The following is a 17,086-nucleotide window of genomic DNA, read 5'->3' as shown; positions in this document are numbered from 1 at the left end:
AAACAACAGACACTAACCGGCACCACCCACACCCCACAGGGTCCAGGATCGCTCCGGAGCAACTTTTCAAACTTACCCGAATCTGCCGCACGAAGCAAACCAGATCCCGGGCCTCCCCTACCAATCAGAAGCACACAAAAGGCGCTAACTAAATTGATAATTTGAAGGGAGTTTGGCCGCCATATTTCCGCATCAGCGGCGGCGACTCGAATTACTTTACACGCGCCCCACCGCCAAACCAAATCCACGTGAACACCTTGGAAACCCCCGTAAGTACGCGCCAAACAGGCCAAATACGAGGTTCAAAGCGGCCAAATACCCCGTGACGTTTTCCAGTGAAGCCCATCACATGCCGAAAGCTCCACCGCAGGTGGGAGGGCAAGCACCAGGGAGCGTCAGTGACCGCCGGTTCCTTCGGTCTTGCGCATCATGGCCCCAAGCACCACGGCTGCAAGGGCAACGATGGTTGCAGCCAGGAAGGCTGCTTGCATGCCGGCCACCAAACCGGAGCTTGCGGACACCGCAGCGTAGATGGACACCAGGAGCGCGGTTCCCGCTGCACCCGAAACCTGCTGGGCGGTGCTGATGATCGCCGAACCATGTGAGTACAGGTGCGGCGGGAGGGGGTTGAGCCCGGTGGTGAAGGCTGGGGTGAAGAGCAGAGCCAAGCCGAAGCTCAGCGCAACGTGCAGCACGATGACCCAAGCAAGGGCGCTCGACTCATTCAGCCGGGAGAACTGCCACAGCGTCAGCGCCATCAACACGGATCCGGACACGGTCAGGGGCAACGGACCCACCTTGTCGAAAATCCGTCCGATGACCGGGCCCAGCAACCCCATGGCCAGGCCGCCCGGCAACAGCGCCAATCCGGTCTCCATCGGCTGCAAGTGCAGGGTGTTTTGCAGGTAGAGGGGCAGCAGGATGACGCCTCCGAAGAGGGCCATCATGGCAACCACCATCAGCAGCGTTGACACTGTGAACATGCGGAACTTAAAGGCGCGAAGATCCAACAGCGGCGCGTCCGACTTCTGGAGCCGCAGCTGCCGGAAAACAAACAACGCCAAACAAAGGACCCCGACTACCAAGGCTACAACCGGAACGGTTCCGGCGTTGGCGCCACCAATCTGGCTCAGGCCGTAGACCAGCCCACCAAAGGCCGGAACGGTGAGTATCACAGAGGTAACGTCCAAGGTGGTCTTGCCGCGCTCCCCCACGTTGGTGAGGTACTTGGCACCAATGGCGAAAGCGGCCAACGCTACCGGCAACACGAAGACGAACATGAAACGCCAAGAAAAGTGGTCCAGGATGATGCCGGAGACTGTGGGCCCCATGGCGGGAGCCACAGAGATAGCGATACTCACGTTACCCATGACTGCACCCCGCTTGGACATAGGAACCAAGGTCAGGATGGTGGTCATCAACAACGGCAGCATAATGGCGGTGCCACCGGCTTGGACGATTCGGGCAAGGAGCAGCACCAGGAAGCCCGGAGCCAGGGCAGCCAGCAGCGTTCCACCGCTGAAGAGGCCCATCGCAAGCATGAAAGCACCGCGGGTGGTCATTCGCTGCAGGATGAAACCCGTGGTGGGAATGACCACGGCCATGGTCAACATGAAGCCGGTTGCCAACCACTGCACCGTAGACGGAGTCACTTGCAGATCGGTCATCAGCCGCTGGAGCGCGACGTTCATGATGGTCTCGTTCAGGATCACCACGAACGTGGCCACCAACAACGTGACAATGACCGTCACGGACTCACGTGACATCTTGTCCGACGTCGTTCCTGACGCGGGAGCCTGCCGCGCTGCGTCAGCGGAAGTCTCGGGCCTGGATGGAACGGCTGCCGTTGTTGAACTGGCAGCGCCGGAAACGGCATCGCCGTTGGCGTCGGAAGTGACGTCGGTAGACATGAGGGTCCCTGAAGTTGATGTGGGTGTCCGGCGATCGTTGCCGGTAAAGACAGGAACAGTCTAAACGTCAGCTACATTCCCGTCAGTAGGAAACCCAAACGTTAGGAATCCAGTGGTGCGTTGTCTATCAGGCGCACAGGACCCACCTTGGCGGCAATGATGGCGAGCCCTTCGCCGCGGAACGGCGTCTCCCGGCAGTTCTCGGCGAGAGGTTCCAGCGTCAGGGGATCGACGACGTCGAAATAGTCCAGTTCCACCAGCGGCTGGGAGCGGACAAGCTCGACGGCGGACTCGACGTCGAGCGGTTCGTGTGCATTTGCCCGCGCTTCGAGCAGGCGCAAAGCCCGCGACAACACCAGTGCGGCGTCACGCTCGACGTCGGACAGGAAACGGTTGCGACTGGAAAGGGCCAGGCCGTCTTCACTGCGGACAGTCGGGACAGGGACAACCTCGACAGGGAAATTGAGGTCGGCAACCATGCGTTTCACGAGGGCCAATTGCTGGGCGTCCTTCTGGCCGAAGTAGGCGCGGTAGGCCGGCGTCGAACCGTCAAAAGCCGCACCGCCTGGAAGCCCGAGATGCAGCAGCTTGGCGACGACGGTCAGTGCACCGTCAAAGTGGCCGGGCCGGGAGGCGCCTTCCCATTTCTCGCCGAGGGAGCCGGAGGTGACCCGGACCAACGGCTGGCCACCTGGGTACATCTCATCAACGGACGGCGCAAAGACCAGATCCACGCCTTCGGCGTCCAGCAAAGCCATATCTGCCTCGAGGGTCCGCGGATACCGGTCAAGGTCGACGGCATCCCCGAACTGCAAGGGGTTCACAAAGATGGTGGCCACCACGACGTCGTTCTGGGCCACGGCCGTACGGGCAAGGGCGGCGTGACCTGAATGCAGGGCGCCCATGGTGGGAATCAACCCTTGTGAGCTGCCCCGCTTGGCTCCCAGTAGCCGCGCACTCTCGGAACGCAATTCAGCGGCAGTAGTGACGAGTTTGATGGGCATCGTTCAGTTTCCTTTCGGGGCGTCGGGTTCGGCCTCCAACGCCTCGCCTATCTCGGTGAGTTGTTCCGGGCGCAGGAGCCCACGGTTTCCAGCCCTGCGGGCAGTCGCGCGCGCCATGGCTTGGTAAGCGGCCAAGATATCGCCGCCGGCACCGCCGTCGTACTCCCTCAGCGCCTGGGCGTGCGCTGAAACGGTACCCACATCGCCGCGCGCGACGGGTCCCGTCAAGGCCGCTTCGCCCGAGGCGAGGGCGTTCTCCAGCGTGGCGCGCAGCAGTGGACCCAACATGGACTCAGGGGCGTCGACGCCGATCTCCCGCAGCAGCTGCGATGCTTGCGCAACCAGGGTGACCATGTGGTTTGAGCTGTGCGCCAAGGCTGCATGGTAAAGGGTTCGGTCGGCCTCCGCGATCGCTACCGGTTCCGCTCCCATTTCCACAACCAGGGCTTGGGCGATCGGCAACATAGCTGCATCGGCCGTGACGCCGAACGTGCAGTCCATCAGCCGGGTCAGGTCAAGGCTCATCCCCGTGAACGTCATTGCGGGGTGCAGCGCCAACGGAATCGCACCGGCCCCGCGCACGGGATTGAGGATTCCCACGCCGAAGCGCCCCGACGTGTGCGCCACCAGCCGCCCCGGTTGCCAAGCGCCCAGAGCGGCCAACCCGCTGACCAGCTCGCCTAAGGAATCATCGGGGACAGCCAACAACACCAGTTCCGAACGTTCCACGATTTCCTGGATCTCCAGGATGGGAACACCTGGCAGGAGGGTTTCGGCACGCTCCCGGCTGGCCTCGGATACTGCGGAAACTCCGACGACGGCGTGTTCGGCCGCGCGCAGGGCAGCACCGAGGACGGCACCTACCTTGCCCGCGCCAATGATGCCTACTCCGAGTCGACCAGGCCTAGCCATGGTGGTGTGCCTCCTCTTGGATTGATTTCTGCTGGATGCTTATTGGGGGTTGCGCCGGCAACTGCTCCCTGGATTCGTGCTGCCGGGCCTCACGCGCGCTGGCAGCCTGCTGGTCGAAGAGTTCCACGGCCTGCTCGACGCCGGCCTGGAATAGTCGCGGCGAAACAGGGCCCGCAGTGGTGTGCAGGACAAGATCGGCGACGCCAAACAAGCGGGCCAAGGGTCCTTGCTGCAGGGTCATGGATTGGGTCCGCTGGTGCGGGACGATGACGAGGGCATGCCACCAACGGCCGGACCTGAGCAGTAACGCGGTCCTGGTGGACAGGAACCCGTTGCGTCGCCAACCCAACGGAGCCAACAACCAGGCTCGCCGAGGAGTGGTGACAAAGCCGTCCAGAGGTCCTGTCTGGCCGCGCGGAGCCAACCCCTCAAGGCCCGCGGAAAACACCCGTTCGGGCTGATCAACCCCGGGGTCGGGCAACACGAGCGACAGCATGCGCATGACCTCAGCCTTCCTCCCCACAGGCAACAGCGTGGTGCGGGCCGCATGCTCGTGCCGTTCGCCTCCCCCGTAACCGGCTACGTTGACATGGATCCGATACCATCCGAAGATCCTCCAGATGGGCGGCTGCGTCACCTTGACGGCTTGGATCCTTCCGGGTGGCAACGTCTGGACCCGGGTATCCAACAACCCGTACCGGAAGCGGATGCCGTCCGGGGAGATCGCTGCACTGAAGTTGTATCCCTTATTGAACGAACCCCAATACGCAGCGCCGATGCCCAAGAAAGCCGGGATCACGGCCAGCAGGATCGCGTCATTATCCGTGTACACGGACAATGCCACGGACGCTGCCGCCCCGAGGACGATAGCCACAGTGTGCTCACTGAGCAGCAGGGAACCCAAAAGGCGCGACGGCGGTACTGACACCACAAGCTGTTCAGGTGCCACGGGAGCGACGCCATCCACACCCGCAACTCCGGCCGCGCGGGCAAGAATGGTTGCGCGCAGTTGCTTGGCCTGCTCCAGGGGTAGGTAGGAAAGGCGCACCGCCGACCGTCCGGCGTCGGCAACATCGAACTTGAGTTCGGCGAGACCCAGGATGCGCGGCAAGAGCGGCTGCACGATATCTATCGCCTGGACCCGGTCCAGGCGGGCCTGCCGCTGTTGTTTGAAGAGGAAGCCGGTATTGACCCGAACGTACCCCTCGGCCACCTGATAGCGGTAAAAATACCAACTCAGGAGGAACCCGCCGACTGCGAGTAGCAGCACCGCGCCGCCACCGGCCAGGAGCCACGGCACCCGGGCGTTGAAATGCGGGTCCACGAGACTCCGGCCCTGCAGCATCCGCTCGAAAGCGTCGCGGCCAAAGAAATATACGACGGCGACCAGCCCCACCCAACCACGAACGAACGGCGACGCGGGATGGACGCGGTGCCAACCGGCGTCGACCGTGTGCACTGCCGAACCCGCAGCCTGGCTACCCTTCAAACTCACAGTCCGGCCAGCCTGGCTTCTCCACGGGCCGATAACTGCTCGCGCAGCCGGGCGCCCTCCGCCGTCGGGAGCCCAGGTAGATGCGCGTGGGTACCGGCAGCAGCGGTATGGAGTTTCACAGTGCAAAGCCCCAAGGCGCGTTCAACCGGGCCTACGGCAACGTCCACGTATTGCATCCGGCCATACGGGACCACCAAGGTGCGCTGGAAGAAGATGCCGCGACGGATGAGGAGGTCATCGTCACGCTCGGCATAGCCGATGGCTCGGACTTGCCGCGGAATCAGCACCAACCGCCACAAGGCCACGATGAGCACCAACCCGGGTACGGCGATGGCAAGCCACAACGGCGGCCACTGCCACCCGGCAAACTGCACAAAGACCAAGGGGAGGGCCAGGACGGCAACCAGCAACAGGGTGCCGATGGCCCATTCAACCAAGCGCACTGTGACGTACTTAGGTGAGACCTTCAGCCACTGGACGCCGGGCGGGTCAATCGCCGCGGTACGCATACTCGCCTTCACCCTTGGCTTCGCCCCTTCGGGTGTCCGGCCCCGGCGTACCGCCCTCAAAGTCCTCCGGAGGGATGCGGCAGAAACGTTCAACCACCACGCCAACAATGATCATCACCACACCGCCACCGCCCGTCAGGAGGGCGTTGGCAAGAATGCCCTGGTCGCTGCGCAGGCTCCCCACTCCCAAGAGGTCCAGGGAAATGCCGGCATGCCAACCAAACAGCAGGGTGCCCGCGTAAGCACAGGCTTGGGCCAAAATCAACGTACGCGCAGCAAGGATCGGGTTCAGCATGTGCTTCTTCTTCCCGTTCCGCCAACGCAGGACGCGGATGCCCATGACCAGCGTGAGCCCGGCGATCACACCCATGGTGACCAAGGCGGAGACTGGGAGCACGGGAGTGGGCATGCTGAAACGGACGGTGCTGGTGCTGGCCAACCAACCAATGACGGCGGCGATGACGACCATGACCACCAACACCACAGGGCGCATAGCTTTCATCGTTACTCCACCGCCCCCGCTGCTGGGATGCCGGCGATGTCACCGAAGCCATCGAAGCGGCGGATATCCGGCATGTCATCGGCGACGGCGGCCAGTTCGGCAACGCTGCGGCCGTTCAATTCCGCATGGGGTTCCAACAGGGACCACGGGTACAGGACGAAAGCCCGCACAGCGGCGCGTGGATGCGGCAGCGTGAGCACAGGGTCCTCGCTCACCACGTCACCAAAAACGATGATGTCAACGTCCAGGGTCCTGGGTCCCCAGCGAACCTCACGGGTCCGGTGATGCTTCTGTTCAACTGCGTGGCAGTGCTTCAGCAACTCATGCGGCGTTAACAAGGTTTCAATGGCCATGACCATGTTCAGGAAGTCCGGCTGTCCCTCGGGACCGCCCACGGGCTTCGTCTGCACCACCGGGGAAACTCCCAGGAGACGGACCTCTGGCGGGTCCACAAGATCGGCGACGGCCGTGGACAAAGTGTCGTTGCGTTCCCCCAGGTTGCTGCCGAGGGCCAGGATGGCTTTGGTGTAGGGAGAGGTCATGAGCGCCCCCGATGGACACTGACTGTGACATCACCAAATGGCACTTCGATAGGAGCCTTGGGTTTGTGGACCGTCACGTCCACGGCCGCCACCATCGGGTAGTTAGCCAGAATCCCGTCAGCGATCCGCACAGCCAACCCCTCGATGAGGTTCAGGGGTTCGCCCTCAATGTGCTTGGTGATCAACTCAGCGACTTCGCCGTAATGCGCCGTGTACTGAAGATCGTCGGTTTCAGCAGCCTTGGCGAAGTCCATGGACAGTACGGCGTCGACGACGAACGGCTGTCCGTCGCGTCGCTCGAAATCAAACACTCCATGGTGTCCCACGGCGGTGACCCCGGTCAGGGTGATCCTGTCCACAGCAGCCTCCCAATCAGCGGGCTACGCGAGCGGCGACTTTGACGGCGTCAAGGCTTGGGCCGACGTCGTGAACCCGGACGGCCCACACGCCCTTGGCGGCGCTCAATGCCGTGATTGCGGCCGTCGCTGCATCGCGCTCAAGGGGCGCCGCGGACTTGCCGGCGACTGTGAGGAGTGAGCCTAGGAAGCGCTTGCGGGATGCTGCCACAACAACCGGGTGGCCCAGCGTGAAGAACCGGTCAAGGTTGGCGAGGATTTCCCAGTTGTGGTCCTCGTTCTTGGCGAAGCCCAGGCCGGGATCAACGATGATCTGTTCGGGAGCGACGCCAGCGGCGTACAGCTTGTCCCGGACACCACGCAGTTCCGCCACGACGTCGTCAGCCACGTTTCCGTACTCGGCCAAGCCATCCATGGTCACGGCATCGCCACGACGATGGGTCAGGATGTAAGGGACCTTGGTGCGTGCCACAAGTTCCGGCATATCCGGTTCCATGGTCAGGCCGGACACGTCATTGATGATTGCCGCACCGGCCTCAACGGCAGCAGCCGCAGTGGCTGTGTGCATGGTGTCAATGGAAACCAAGGCACCGGCCTTCACCAGGGCAGCAATGACGGGCAGGACGCGCCGCTGCTCTTCCTCGGGCGAAACCGGCTCAGCGCCGGATCGGGTGGACTCACCTCCGACGTCGATGATGTCGGCTCCCGCGTAGAACATCCGCAAACCCAGCGCGATGGCTGAGTCCGGGGTCCTGTGGCTGCCGCCATCACTGAATGAATCGGGGGTGACGTTCAGGATTCCCATGACGAGCGTGCGGTCCTTCGGCAGGTCCTGGAACCTGGCCGCCGGGCGCGGCTTGCGAAGAATCGGCAGGGGGTTTGTGGCCGGGCCGGTTCCGGGTGCTGCAGCGAGGGAATCCATTTGCTTACCTTCCGAGTATGAGGCTCATGGCCTCGGCGCGGGTGGCCGGGTCATGGAGTTGACCGCGCACCGCGCTGGTGACGGTCTTGGCGCCAGGCTTGCGGATCCCGCGCATGGACATGCACATGTGTTCGCATTCGACGACGACAATGGCTCCCCGCGGATTGAGGTGCTTTACCAGCGCCTCGACGATCTGCGTGGTGAGCCGTTCCTGCACCTGCGGGCGGCGGGCATAAATATCCACCAGCCGTGCAAGCTTGCTCAGTCCGGTCACTTTGCCGTCATGTGACGGAATATAACCGACATGTGCCACTCCGTGGAACGGCACCAAGTGGTGCTCGCACGTGGAATAGAAGGGGATGTCCTTCACGAGGACAAGCTCTTCGTGGTCGAGGTCGAACGTGGTGGAAAGGACATCCGCAGGGTGCTGATGCAGCCCTGCGAAAACCTCGGCGTACGCTTTGGCGACCCGCTTTGGCGTGTCCTGGAGGCCGCCGCGATCAGGGTCCTCACCTATGGCCAGCAAAATTTCGCGGACAGCCGCTTCAATGCGCGGGCGGTCCACCTTGTACCCCGAATGGGAGCCCACGGCGGAACCGTGGGCGGCGGCGAGGTCGTCGTCGTCGAAATGAGTCACAGCAGAAGCTTAGCCGTGAAGCGGGGAGTCGTTGCCGGCGTCGGGCTGCGGTGCCTCGAAGGAGTCCTGGCTGCTGACGCCCTGCGCGTGCGGAGCAACAACATCCAACGGCTCGTCCAAGCGGGCCTTCTTGGCTTCCTCCTGGGCTTCGCGGGCAGCGCGCTCGGCACGGCTCTCCACAGGGGGAATGGACTGAACGGGACGCGACTCCTTGGACAACCAGATCTCGCGGAAATCGCGCTTCCGGATGTCGTGGAAAATCTCCGCGATCTCGGCCTGGTTGAGTGTTTCGCGTTCCAGCAGTTCAAGAGCGAGGCGGTCAAGGACATCGCGGTTTTCCGTCAGGATGGCGTAAGCCTCATCGTGGGCCTGATCGATCAGGCGCCGCACTTCCTCATCCACCACGTAGGCGATCTGGTCCGAGAAATTCCGCTCCTGGGCGGCATCGCGGCCGAGGAACGGCTCGCCCCCGCCCTGGCCGAGTTTCACGGCACCGACGCGCTCGCTCATACCGTACTGTGTGACCATCTTCCGGGCGGTGGAGGTGGCCTTTTCAATGTCATTCGAGGCACCCGTGGAAGGATCGTGGAACACGATTTCCTCCGCTACGCGCCCGCCCATGGCGTACGCCATCTGGTCGAGAAGTTCGTTGCGGGTCACCGAGTACTTGTCGTCCTCAGGAATCACCATGGTGTAGCCAAGGGCACGCCCACGCGGCAGGATGGTGATCTTTGTAACCGGAGCGGAATTACGCAGTGCCGCAGCAACCAATGCGTGGCCACCTTCGTGGTACGCGGTAATTTTGCGCTCAAGTTCCTTCATGACGCGGCTGCGCTTTTGCGGGCCGGCCATAACGCGGTCGATTGCCTCATCCAATGCGCGGTCGTCAATCAGGTTGGCGTTGGAACGGGCCGTCAGAAGCGCAGCCTCGTTGAGGACGTTGGCCAGGTCCGCACCGGTGTAGCCGGGGGTCTTCTTGGCAACAGCGCGCAGGTCGATGCCGGGAGCCATCGGCTTGCCCTTAGCGTGCACGTTGAGGATCTGCTCGCGGCCGATCATGTCGGGCGCTTCCACCGTGATCTGGCGGTCGAAACGGCCAGGGCGCAGCAAGGCCGGGTCAAGGACATCCGGACGGTTTGTGGCCGCGATGAGGATGACATTGGTCTTGACGTCGAACCCGTCCATCTCCACCAGGAGCTGGTTCAGCGTCTGCTCACGCTCGTCATTGCCACCGCCGATACCGGCACCACGGTGACGGCCGACGGCGTCGATCTCATCCACGAAGATGATGGCCGGGGAATTGGCCTTGGCCTGTTCGAAGAGGTCGCGGACGCGGGAAGCACCAACACCGACGAACATTTCCACGAAGTCCGAGCCGGAGATGGAGAAGAAGGGAACGCCGGCCTCGCCGGCAACAGCGCGGGCCAGCAGCGTTTTACCGGTACCTGGCGGCCCGTACAACAGCACGCCTTTGGGGATCTTGGCGCCGACGGCCTGGAACTTCGCCGGCTCAGCGAGGAATTCCTTGATTTCCTGGAGCTCCTCCACGGCCTCTTCAGCACCGGCAACGTCAGCGAACGTCACCTGCGGCATGTCCTTGTTGACCATCTTGGCCTTGGACTTGCCGAACTGCATCACCTTGGAACCACCGCCCTGCATACGGGACAGCAGGAACCAGAACAGAACTCCAAGCAGCAGCACCGGGATAAGCAGCGAGAACAACCCGGAGAACCAGTTGTTCTCCACGGGCTGGTCAGTGAAACCCTTGGACGGGTTGGCGTTGGTTACAGCCTTGACCACATCCGTACCACGGTCGGTGACGTAGAAGAACTGGACGTTCTTACCCTTGTCCTGACCGTCCAGGTTCAAGTTGTCCTTGAGGACCAGATCAACGCGGTTCTCGGCGTCGTAAATCTTTGCCTGCTCCACCTTGCCGTTTTGGGCGAGGAGGTCCAGGCCGTCCTTGGTATCGATCCGGGTGGATCCGCCCGGCGCGAGCGTCGCGAATGCCACCAGGAGCAAGCCAACGACGACGACGATCCAGATGCCCGGGCCCTTGAAGAAACTCTTAGCTTTCATCTGATCGGGGGCATGCCCCGTCCCTCCTGGTAGTGCTGCTAGGCGCAACTTCTGCGCACGAGTGGTGCTGCTTGTTTCAAGCTATACACCGTTCCCAGTGACTCACGCACCGGATAGTGCAAAAGTTCCCTCTGGGCGTACACCGGCAACTACGGGGCCACCGCCGGAACAGCAAAGCCGCACCTACATCGTCCCGCGCATCCGATATTACGGATAGACGTGGGGCGAGAGGCGCGGCGGCTGAAGTGGGTTTCTACTCGTAAACGTGCGGTGCCAGGGTGCCCACGAAGTCCAAGTTGCGGTACTTCTCGGCATAGTCGAGGCCGTAACCCACCACGAATTCGTTGGGGATGTCATAACCGACGTACTTCACGTCTATCTCAACTTTGGCGGCCGTCGGCTTACGGAAAGCAGTGCAGATTTCCACACTGGCCGTACCGCGGGATTCAAGGTTGGACTTGAGCCATGAGAGCGTCAGCCCGGAATCGATGATGTCCTCAACGATCAGGACGTCCTTGCCCATGAGGTCCGTATCGAGGTCCTTCAGGATCCGGACGACACCCGAAGACTGGGTGCCCGATCCGTAGGAGGAGACCGCCATCCAGTCCATGCTGACGTGGCTGTGCAGCGCGCGTGCCAAGTCAGCCATGACCATGACTGCACCCTTGAGCACGCCGACGAGGAGGATGTCACGGCCTTCGTAGTCTTTGTCGATTTGCGCTGCCAGCTCCGCGATGCGGGTTTGGATCTGCTCTTTGGTGTAAAGAACGTGCTTGAGATCTGCCTGGACGTCGTTTGAATCCACCAATGGCTCCTGTTTTGATGCTCGGGTGCGACTACTGTTGGGACGGTTTCTGATGCCGGAATACTAGCTTCCCACAGCGCGCGGCTTCGCGGGGACCGGCTTGGGCCGAAGCACCCTGGGAGGGCGGGGGTTCCTGTTCCAGATCGCTCAGGGACAGTCGATAGACCCTGACGTGGCCCGGCAGCTCCACGGGCCCGGCGGATCCTTGCCGGCGGAGTAGCGCTTCGGCCGCTTGGAGGCGCCCGTACCCGGGTTGCTGACCGCCGACGTCGGACGCCGCTTGGGCGATCACGCGGAACCGCAACGCTGGGGCGAGTTCACGGACGGCGTCCTCAGGCAGCCACACTTCCCCGGCCGCCCGATGCACCAGTGAGAGATAGGTCTCCTTGGCCAGTGCCTCGAGGAAATCAGCATCCTGCTGGAGGATTGACGCCGTGCGGGCCAAGGACTCCGCCACACCTGGGCCGAGCTTCTCCTCAAGGACAGGCATCACCTCCACGCGGGTGCGGGACCTGGCGTACGCAGGATCGGAATTGCTCGGGTCATGCCACGGGTCCAGGTCCTCCACCGCGCAGATTTCAAGCGTTTCGTTGCGGCGCAGTCCGAGGAACGGGCGGATCAGGCGGCCACGCGCCGGCCGCATGCCGGCCAGCGAACGTGTTCCCGAACCCCGTGCCAGGCCGAGCAACACTTGTTCCGCTTGGTCATCGAGGGTGTGGCCTAACAGGATCGCCTCGCAGCCGAGCTCATCAGCAGCTGCTTCCAATGCCGCGTGACGGGCGTCCCGCGCTGCGGCCTCGGGCCCGAATCCCGTGGCAGCTACGTGCACGGTTCGTACTTCCACGGGCGCAAGACCGAGTTCGCGCAGAACGGCCGCGGTATGTGCAGCGACCTCCGCCGATCCCGCTTGCAGCTGGTGATCAACCACGACGCCGGCCACGGTCACCGGGTGGCCGTCCACATGGCCCCGCCGGGCGAAGTAGGCGGCGACCGCTGCGAGCGCCAAGGAATCAGGGCCGCCGCTGCAGGCGACAAGCACATGCTCGGGGTAGCCGGCCGACGCGAGGGCGTTTTGCAGCTGTTTGCGGGCTTTCCCGAGCACAGGAGCCAAACGGCCGGGGCGCCGTCGACCTTTCCCCGGTGACCCCAGCGTTCCCGGTGACCCGAGCGTTCCCGACCTCGCGGCGGAGTCCTCGAAAGGAACGCTCAAAGCCCCATCCGCTCGAGCCAGAGCTTGGAGTCGTGGATCTCTTCTTCAGTGGGTAGGTTTTGGGCGCCTTCCCAGACCCTGTTGAATCCGTCCATACCGGCCACTGACACAACCCCGCGAACAAACTTGGCGCCGTCCGTGTACTGGCGCATCTTGGCATCGAGGCCGAGGACGTTGCGGATGAACTTCTCCACCACGCCCCGGTCCTTGCCACGTTCGTTGAAGCGCTGGCGGATGGTCCTTACCGAGGGAATGATGCTGGAATCCACTGCGTCCATGACAACGTTGGCGTGGCCTTCCAGAAGGCTCATCACGGCCGTGATGTGGGACAGCGAGGCCTTTTCTTCCGGGCTCTGCAGGAACTCCAAAATGCCTCCGCGGCCGCTTGCGTTCTCTCCCGGGCCGCTGCCCCCCGGGGTGCGTTCGCGGAGGGACCTGGCCACGGCGCCGGCGCGCTCCACCAAGGAATCCATGTTGCCCAGCAAGTTGCCGCTGAGCTGCTCGATCTGCTCCAGCATGTGGTGGCGGAGCCACGGCGCGGCCGCGAACTGCACTCGGTGGGTTTGCTCGTGGAGGCAAACCCAGAGCCGGAAATCGTCCGGGTCCACGTTGAGTTCCCGCTCCACGGAGATGATGTTCGGCGCAACAAGCAAGAGCCTGCCGCCGGCGGGCACCTTGGATTCGGGGGCAAGAGCCGCGAAGGGGTCATATTGGCCCAGTACCTTGCTGGAAAGGAAGGCAAGGACAGCCCCCAGTTGGGTGCCGGTAATGGCACCGCTGGCACTGGCGGCGGCCGGAGTCATGGCGACGCCGCTGCGGCTGGTCCGCATCTTCTCGAGCACGGGCTGCAGCATGACGGCAAAACTCTGGGTGTTCGCCTTGGACCAGGAAGCCCTGTCCACCACCAGAACGTGCGAATCACGGAGGTCCCGTGCGGCCTCGAGCCCGGTGATGTCATGGACGTGCGGGACGGAAATATCTGCGTTGAAGCGCAGATTTTCCACCGCCTTGCCAATGTCCGAGGCACTCAGCTCCGGGCCGGAGGGGGCAAGGCGCGCAGCCGTGGAGGCGGCCAGGTCCCAATTGATCAGGGACGGGGCCCCTGCTGACGAATCGCGGGCAGAAGACACCATGGGTCCATCAGAACACACGAGGCTGGCAGGCGGCCCAATGTTCGCTCCGCGCGCAGCTTTTAGCCGCGGCAACCACAGGAAGCCAGGACAGTGGCGGCTCGGTCCATTGCGACCTTGTTTCCTGCCGCACCCGGATCGAGGCCGTTGCCGATAAAGGAGAAAACGAGGAGCCGGCCGTCAGCATCCACCACATAGCCGCTCAGGGCGATCACTGTATTCAGTGTGCCCGTTTTAGCCCGTACCAAGCCGGCGCCGGCAGCGGTACCGTCCGCCGCGTACCTGTTATCGAGGGTGCCCGTCAGGCCAGCCACGGGGAACCCGTCGAGCGCCGCCCGCAAAGCGGTTTCGGGCCCGCTGGTGATGGCCCGGACTACTTCGGCGAACTGGCGGGTGCTGACTTGGTTATCCAACGCGAGGCCGGACACGTCGGCCAACCGCATCGAATCCGTGGCGATGCCCAACTCCCCCAGCCTCTGCCGCACGGCCGCAGTGGCGTCGTCGTACGTTGCTTTCTTGCCCGATGCCAGCGCCGTCATCCGGCCCATGTCCTCCGCGAGGAAGTTATCGGAGGTCTCCAGCATGAGGTCCACCTGTTCGCCCACGGTGGCTGACTGGACAGTGGCCAGCACTTTGGCGGGGACGCCTTTCCCACGCACGACGCCGGGGTTCACGGCCACGCCTGCGGCCGCCAACTGTGTGGCGAACGCCTGCGCGGTAGTGAGGGCGGAATCCTGGGGCCGCGGACCGGTGGTGCTGTCCGGTGCGTAGCGTCCGGAGTTCATGGCGAGCGGAAACAGCGGGGCGGTCTCCCCGGCGGCAACGTCGTCCATGCTCCATGCGGGATTGAGCGGGGCCCCGGTGAATAGGGAATCGTCCACTTGCACGGTGATGGGGCCCTTGACCCCGGCCTTGGCCAACGCCGCGGCCGTGTCCGACGCCAGCGAAGACAGGCCCGCATGCCCCATCACAGCGGCGGGGACGGATGCTCCTGCACCGAGAAGCACATCCCCTCCTCCCGTGAGGACAACCGTTGAGGGGGTGGACCCGGCGACTACCCGGGTGGTGAACCGCGTCTCTGGGCCCAGGGCCTTCAGCGCTGAGACGGCGGTCAGCAGTTTCATGTTCGACGCGGGAATCCGGTTGGAATTTGCGTCCCGGTCGAAGAGGACCTGGCCGGTGGAGGCATCGAGGACCACACCGGTCATTGATCCGGCACCGTCAGGCTTCAGCGGGCCGTCCAGGAGCCTGGACACCTGGGCCGGGACGGGTAGGGGCGCATTCTTGTCCAAAGGCAGTACACCGCTTGGCTGCGATAGCTGCGCTGGCGGGACCTGCCACGAGGGCGCGGCGAGGGCGGGCTTTGGTGCGGTGAGGAGGGAGGGCACCATTCCGGCGACCACCATAGCGCTGACCACAACGAGAACGGCAGCCAGGAGGAACGGCCATTTCAGGTGCTCCAAGGCCACCGAAACCCTGTTCCGGGCAGCCCGGTCTTTGACCCCGTCCATGCAGTTGTGTGGTCCTGTCAGTCCTGAATTTCCCCGCCGGTTCAAGAAACCGGGCCTCTCCCTATATCCTCAATAGTAGTCGGCGGCCCCGGCTCCATTTTCGCCTGCCGCCAGCCCTGGGGCTGAGCAGCCTACCCGAGCACCGTCACCTGTGGCGGCCACTTGGGGGGAGTAACGCCCCACCACCCCCGTCAAGGAGCATTCCATGAAGCACGACGTGACCATCGAGATCCCCAAGGGATCGCGCGTCAAGTACGAAGTTGACCACGAAACCGGCCGTGTCCGCCTGGACCGCGTCCTGTTCACCTCCATGCAGTACCCCACGCACTACGGTTTCTTCGAGAACACGTTGGGCGAGGACGGCGATCCGCTGGACGCACTGGTGCTCCTGCAGGACTTCGACCTGCACCCGGGCGTGATCGTTGAGTCCCGCCCGATCGGCGTCTTCAACATGACGGACGACGGCGGCGGAGATGCCAAGGTCCTGTGCGTTCCCGTGGATGCCCGTTTTGACCACATCCAGGAAATCAGCGACGTCAGCGAATTCCTGATCAAGGAAATCGAGCACTTCTTTACGCGCTACAAGGACCTGGAGCCGGGCAAGTGGGTCAAGGCCGAGGGCTGGGGCGATCGCGCCGCTGCCGAAGCCGAGCTCGAGGCATCCATAAAGCGATTCTCGACCGAAGGCCACTAATACAGCCACTAGCGAAGGCCACTAACACAGCCCACTAACGCTGTAACCAACAGGTCTGTGGCGTAACAGTACGACGACGGCCGGTGCGGTTCCTTGGGAACTTTACCGGCCGTCGTCGTACTTTTTTATTGACCCCTTGCCGTGCGGCTACCAGCCGGTAGCATGGGGATCCATATGTTCACTTTGACCATCAACCAACGGGATAGCCGCCACGATGGCGACTTGGTGCCGCGGCTCCTTAAGGACCTGCGGCACATTCCTGCGCGGCTCGACTTTGACCGTTCGGTGCACGATGAAGTCCAAGGGATTGTTGAGTCCGCGCATGAGGCCGTGGAGGCTGCCCTCATCGCCTTGAGGTCCGGACGCTGGTACGTGGGGATCGGAGTGGGCCCGGTCAACGAACCGTTGCCCAATGTGGTGACGGACGCCTCCGGCCATGGGCTGGTCTACGCCAGGCGGGCGGTGGACCGGCTGCGCTACGGCAAGGACCGGATTCCCGTTGCCGTTGAGGGCCCGCTCACCACATTGGCCGCGGAGGCAGAAGCCGTGTTGCGCCTCCTTGGACACATCGTCCTGCACCGCAGCCCGGCCGAATGGCGCGTGTTGGACCTGCTGACCCCCGGTGTCCGCGGCCAGCAAAAAGCCGTGGCCCAGGAACTGGGGATCACCACCCAGGCTGTCAGCAAAGCGGTGGCCCGGGCGCAATGGGCCGAGGAACACGCGGCCAGGCCGGCAGCCGCCCGGCTGCTGCACCAGATCCTCGAAGTGCGCTGACACCACGCCGCGCGGTGCAGAAACCCAGTTCGCTGACAAAACCCAGTTCGCTTGAAAACCCGACCAAGACGCAGCAGAGGCCGTTATGAGTGCT

At 63.5% G+C, this 17,086-nt stretch carries 17 protein-coding genes; 2 read left to right on the top strand and 15 right to left on the bottom strand.

Annotation, left to right across the window (positions count from 1 at the left end):
• Positions 1–395: 395 nt before the first annotated feature.
• From SB659_RS15835 to dacB, 15 genes are all read right to left on the bottom strand, one after another.
• Positions 396–1,910: an MDR family MFS transporter gene (locus SB659_RS15835; protein ID WP_284979798.1), complete on the bottom strand. Its 1,515-nt coding sequence runs from the start codon at positions 1,908–1,910 to the stop codon at positions 396–398.
• Positions 1,911–2,011: 101 nt separating this feature from the next.
• Positions 2,012–2,914, bottom strand: a complete 903-nt coding sequence (gene panC, locus SB659_RS15830; protein WP_410551018.1) for a pantoate--beta-alanine ligase — start codon at positions 2,912–2,914, stop codon at positions 2,012–2,014.
• A 3-nt stretch (positions 2,915–2,917) separates the two neighbouring features.
• Entirely contained in the window at positions 2,918–3,826 is a 909-nt protein-coding gene (locus SB659_RS15825) for a Rossmann-like and DUF2520 domain-containing protein (protein ID WP_410551017.1), read from the bottom strand.
• Positions 3,819–5,321: a PH domain-containing protein gene (locus SB659_RS15820; RefSeq protein WP_284979801.1), complete on the bottom strand. Its 1,503-nt coding sequence runs from the start codon at positions 5,319–5,321 to the stop codon at positions 3,819–3,821. Before SB659_RS15820 ends, SB659_RS15825 begins: the two co-directional genes overlap by 8 nt.
• Positions 5,318–5,830 (bottom strand): PH domain-containing protein, encoded by a 513-nt coding sequence (locus tag SB659_RS15815; RefSeq protein WP_410551016.1) that lies wholly within the window; start codon positions 5,828–5,830, stop codon positions 5,318–5,320. Before SB659_RS15815 ends, SB659_RS15820 begins: the two co-directional genes overlap by 4 nt.
• On the bottom strand, positions 5,811–6,332 hold the full coding sequence (locus tag SB659_RS15810) for a DUF3180 domain-containing protein (RefSeq protein WP_284979803.1): 522 nt from the start codon (positions 6,330–6,332) through the stop codon (positions 5,811–5,813). Before SB659_RS15810 ends, SB659_RS15815 begins: the two co-directional genes overlap by 20 nt.
• 2 nt (positions 6,333–6,334) lie before the next feature.
• Entirely contained in the window at positions 6,335–6,874 is a 540-nt protein-coding gene (gene folK, locus SB659_RS15805) for a 2-amino-4-hydroxy-6-hydroxymethyldihydropteridine diphosphokinase (protein ID WP_284979804.1), read from the bottom strand.
• Positions 6,871–7,233 carry a dihydroneopterin aldolase gene (gene folB / locus SB659_RS15800; RefSeq protein WP_410551015.1) on the bottom strand — a complete coding sequence of 121 codons (363 nt, stop codon included), beginning with the start codon at positions 7,231–7,233 and terminating at the stop codon, positions 6,871–6,873. The genes folK and folB overlap by 4 nt, the downstream gene beginning before the upstream one ends.
• A 13-nt stretch (positions 7,234–7,246) precedes the next feature.
• Positions 7,247–8,152, bottom strand: a complete 906-nt coding sequence (folP, locus tag SB659_RS15795) for a dihydropteroate synthase (RefSeq protein WP_284979808.1) — start codon at positions 8,150–8,152, stop codon at positions 7,247–7,249.
• Between the two features lie 4 nt (positions 8,153–8,156).
• Entirely contained in the window at positions 8,157–8,789 is a 633-nt protein-coding gene (gene folE, locus SB659_RS15790; RefSeq protein ID WP_284979809.1) for a GTP cyclohydrolase I FolE, read from the bottom strand.
• Positions 8,790–8,798: 9 nt separating this feature from the next.
• Positions 8,799–10,868: an ATP-dependent zinc metalloprotease FtsH gene (gene ftsH, locus SB659_RS15785; protein ID WP_284979811.1), complete on the bottom strand. Its 2,070-nt coding sequence runs from the start codon at positions 10,866–10,868 to the stop codon at positions 8,799–8,801.
• A 253-nt stretch (positions 10,869–11,121) separates the two neighbouring features.
• Positions 11,122–11,673 carry a hypoxanthine phosphoribosyltransferase gene (gene hpt, locus SB659_RS15780; RefSeq protein WP_284976685.1) on the bottom strand — a complete coding sequence of 184 codons (552 nt, stop codon included), beginning with the start codon at positions 11,671–11,673 and terminating at the stop codon, positions 11,122–11,124.
• Positions 11,674–11,704: 31 nt separating this feature from the next.
• Positions 11,705–12,751: a tRNA lysidine(34) synthetase TilS gene (gene tilS, locus SB659_RS15775; RefSeq protein WP_410551023.1), complete on the bottom strand. Its 1,047-nt coding sequence runs from the start codon at positions 12,749–12,751 to the stop codon at positions 11,705–11,707.
• A gap of 128 nt (positions 12,752–12,879) precedes the next feature.
• Positions 12,880–14,016, bottom strand: coding sequence for a zinc-dependent metalloprotease (locus SB659_RS15770; protein WP_410551014.1), 1,137 nt, complete (start codon positions 14,014–14,016; stop codon positions 12,880–12,882).
• 59 nt (positions 14,017–14,075) lie between these two features.
• A complete protein-coding gene (dacB, locus tag SB659_RS15765; RefSeq protein ID WP_410551013.1) occupies positions 14,076–15,524 on the bottom strand; it encodes a D-alanyl-D-alanine carboxypeptidase/D-alanyl-D-alanine-endopeptidase in 1,449 nt (482 codons plus the stop codon).
• A 205-nt stretch (positions 15,525–15,729) separates the two neighbouring features.
• On the opposite strand from dacB, the gene SB659_RS15760 reads away from it, so the two are divergent.
• Both SB659_RS15760 and SB659_RS15755 read left to right on the top strand, forming a co-directional pair.
• Positions 15,730–16,218 (top strand): inorganic diphosphatase, encoded by a 489-nt coding sequence (locus SB659_RS15760; RefSeq protein ID WP_284976682.1) that lies wholly within the window; start codon positions 15,730–15,732, stop codon positions 16,216–16,218.
• A gap of 174 nt (positions 16,219–16,392) precedes the next feature.
• A complete protein-coding gene (locus tag SB659_RS15755; protein ID WP_284976681.1) occupies positions 16,393–16,992 on the top strand; it encodes a hypothetical protein in 600 nt (199 codons plus the stop codon).
• The last annotated feature ends 94 nt before the right edge of the window (positions 16,993–17,086 follow it).

Source organism: Arthrobacter sp. SIMBA_036 (assembly GCF_046535135.1).
Classification (GTDB): domain Bacteria; phylum Actinomycetota; class Actinomycetes; order Actinomycetales; family Micrococcaceae; genus Arthrobacter.
The sequence above is the reverse complement of the archived record's forward strand: the minus strand, read 5'-3'. Positions and strand labels throughout refer to the sequence as shown.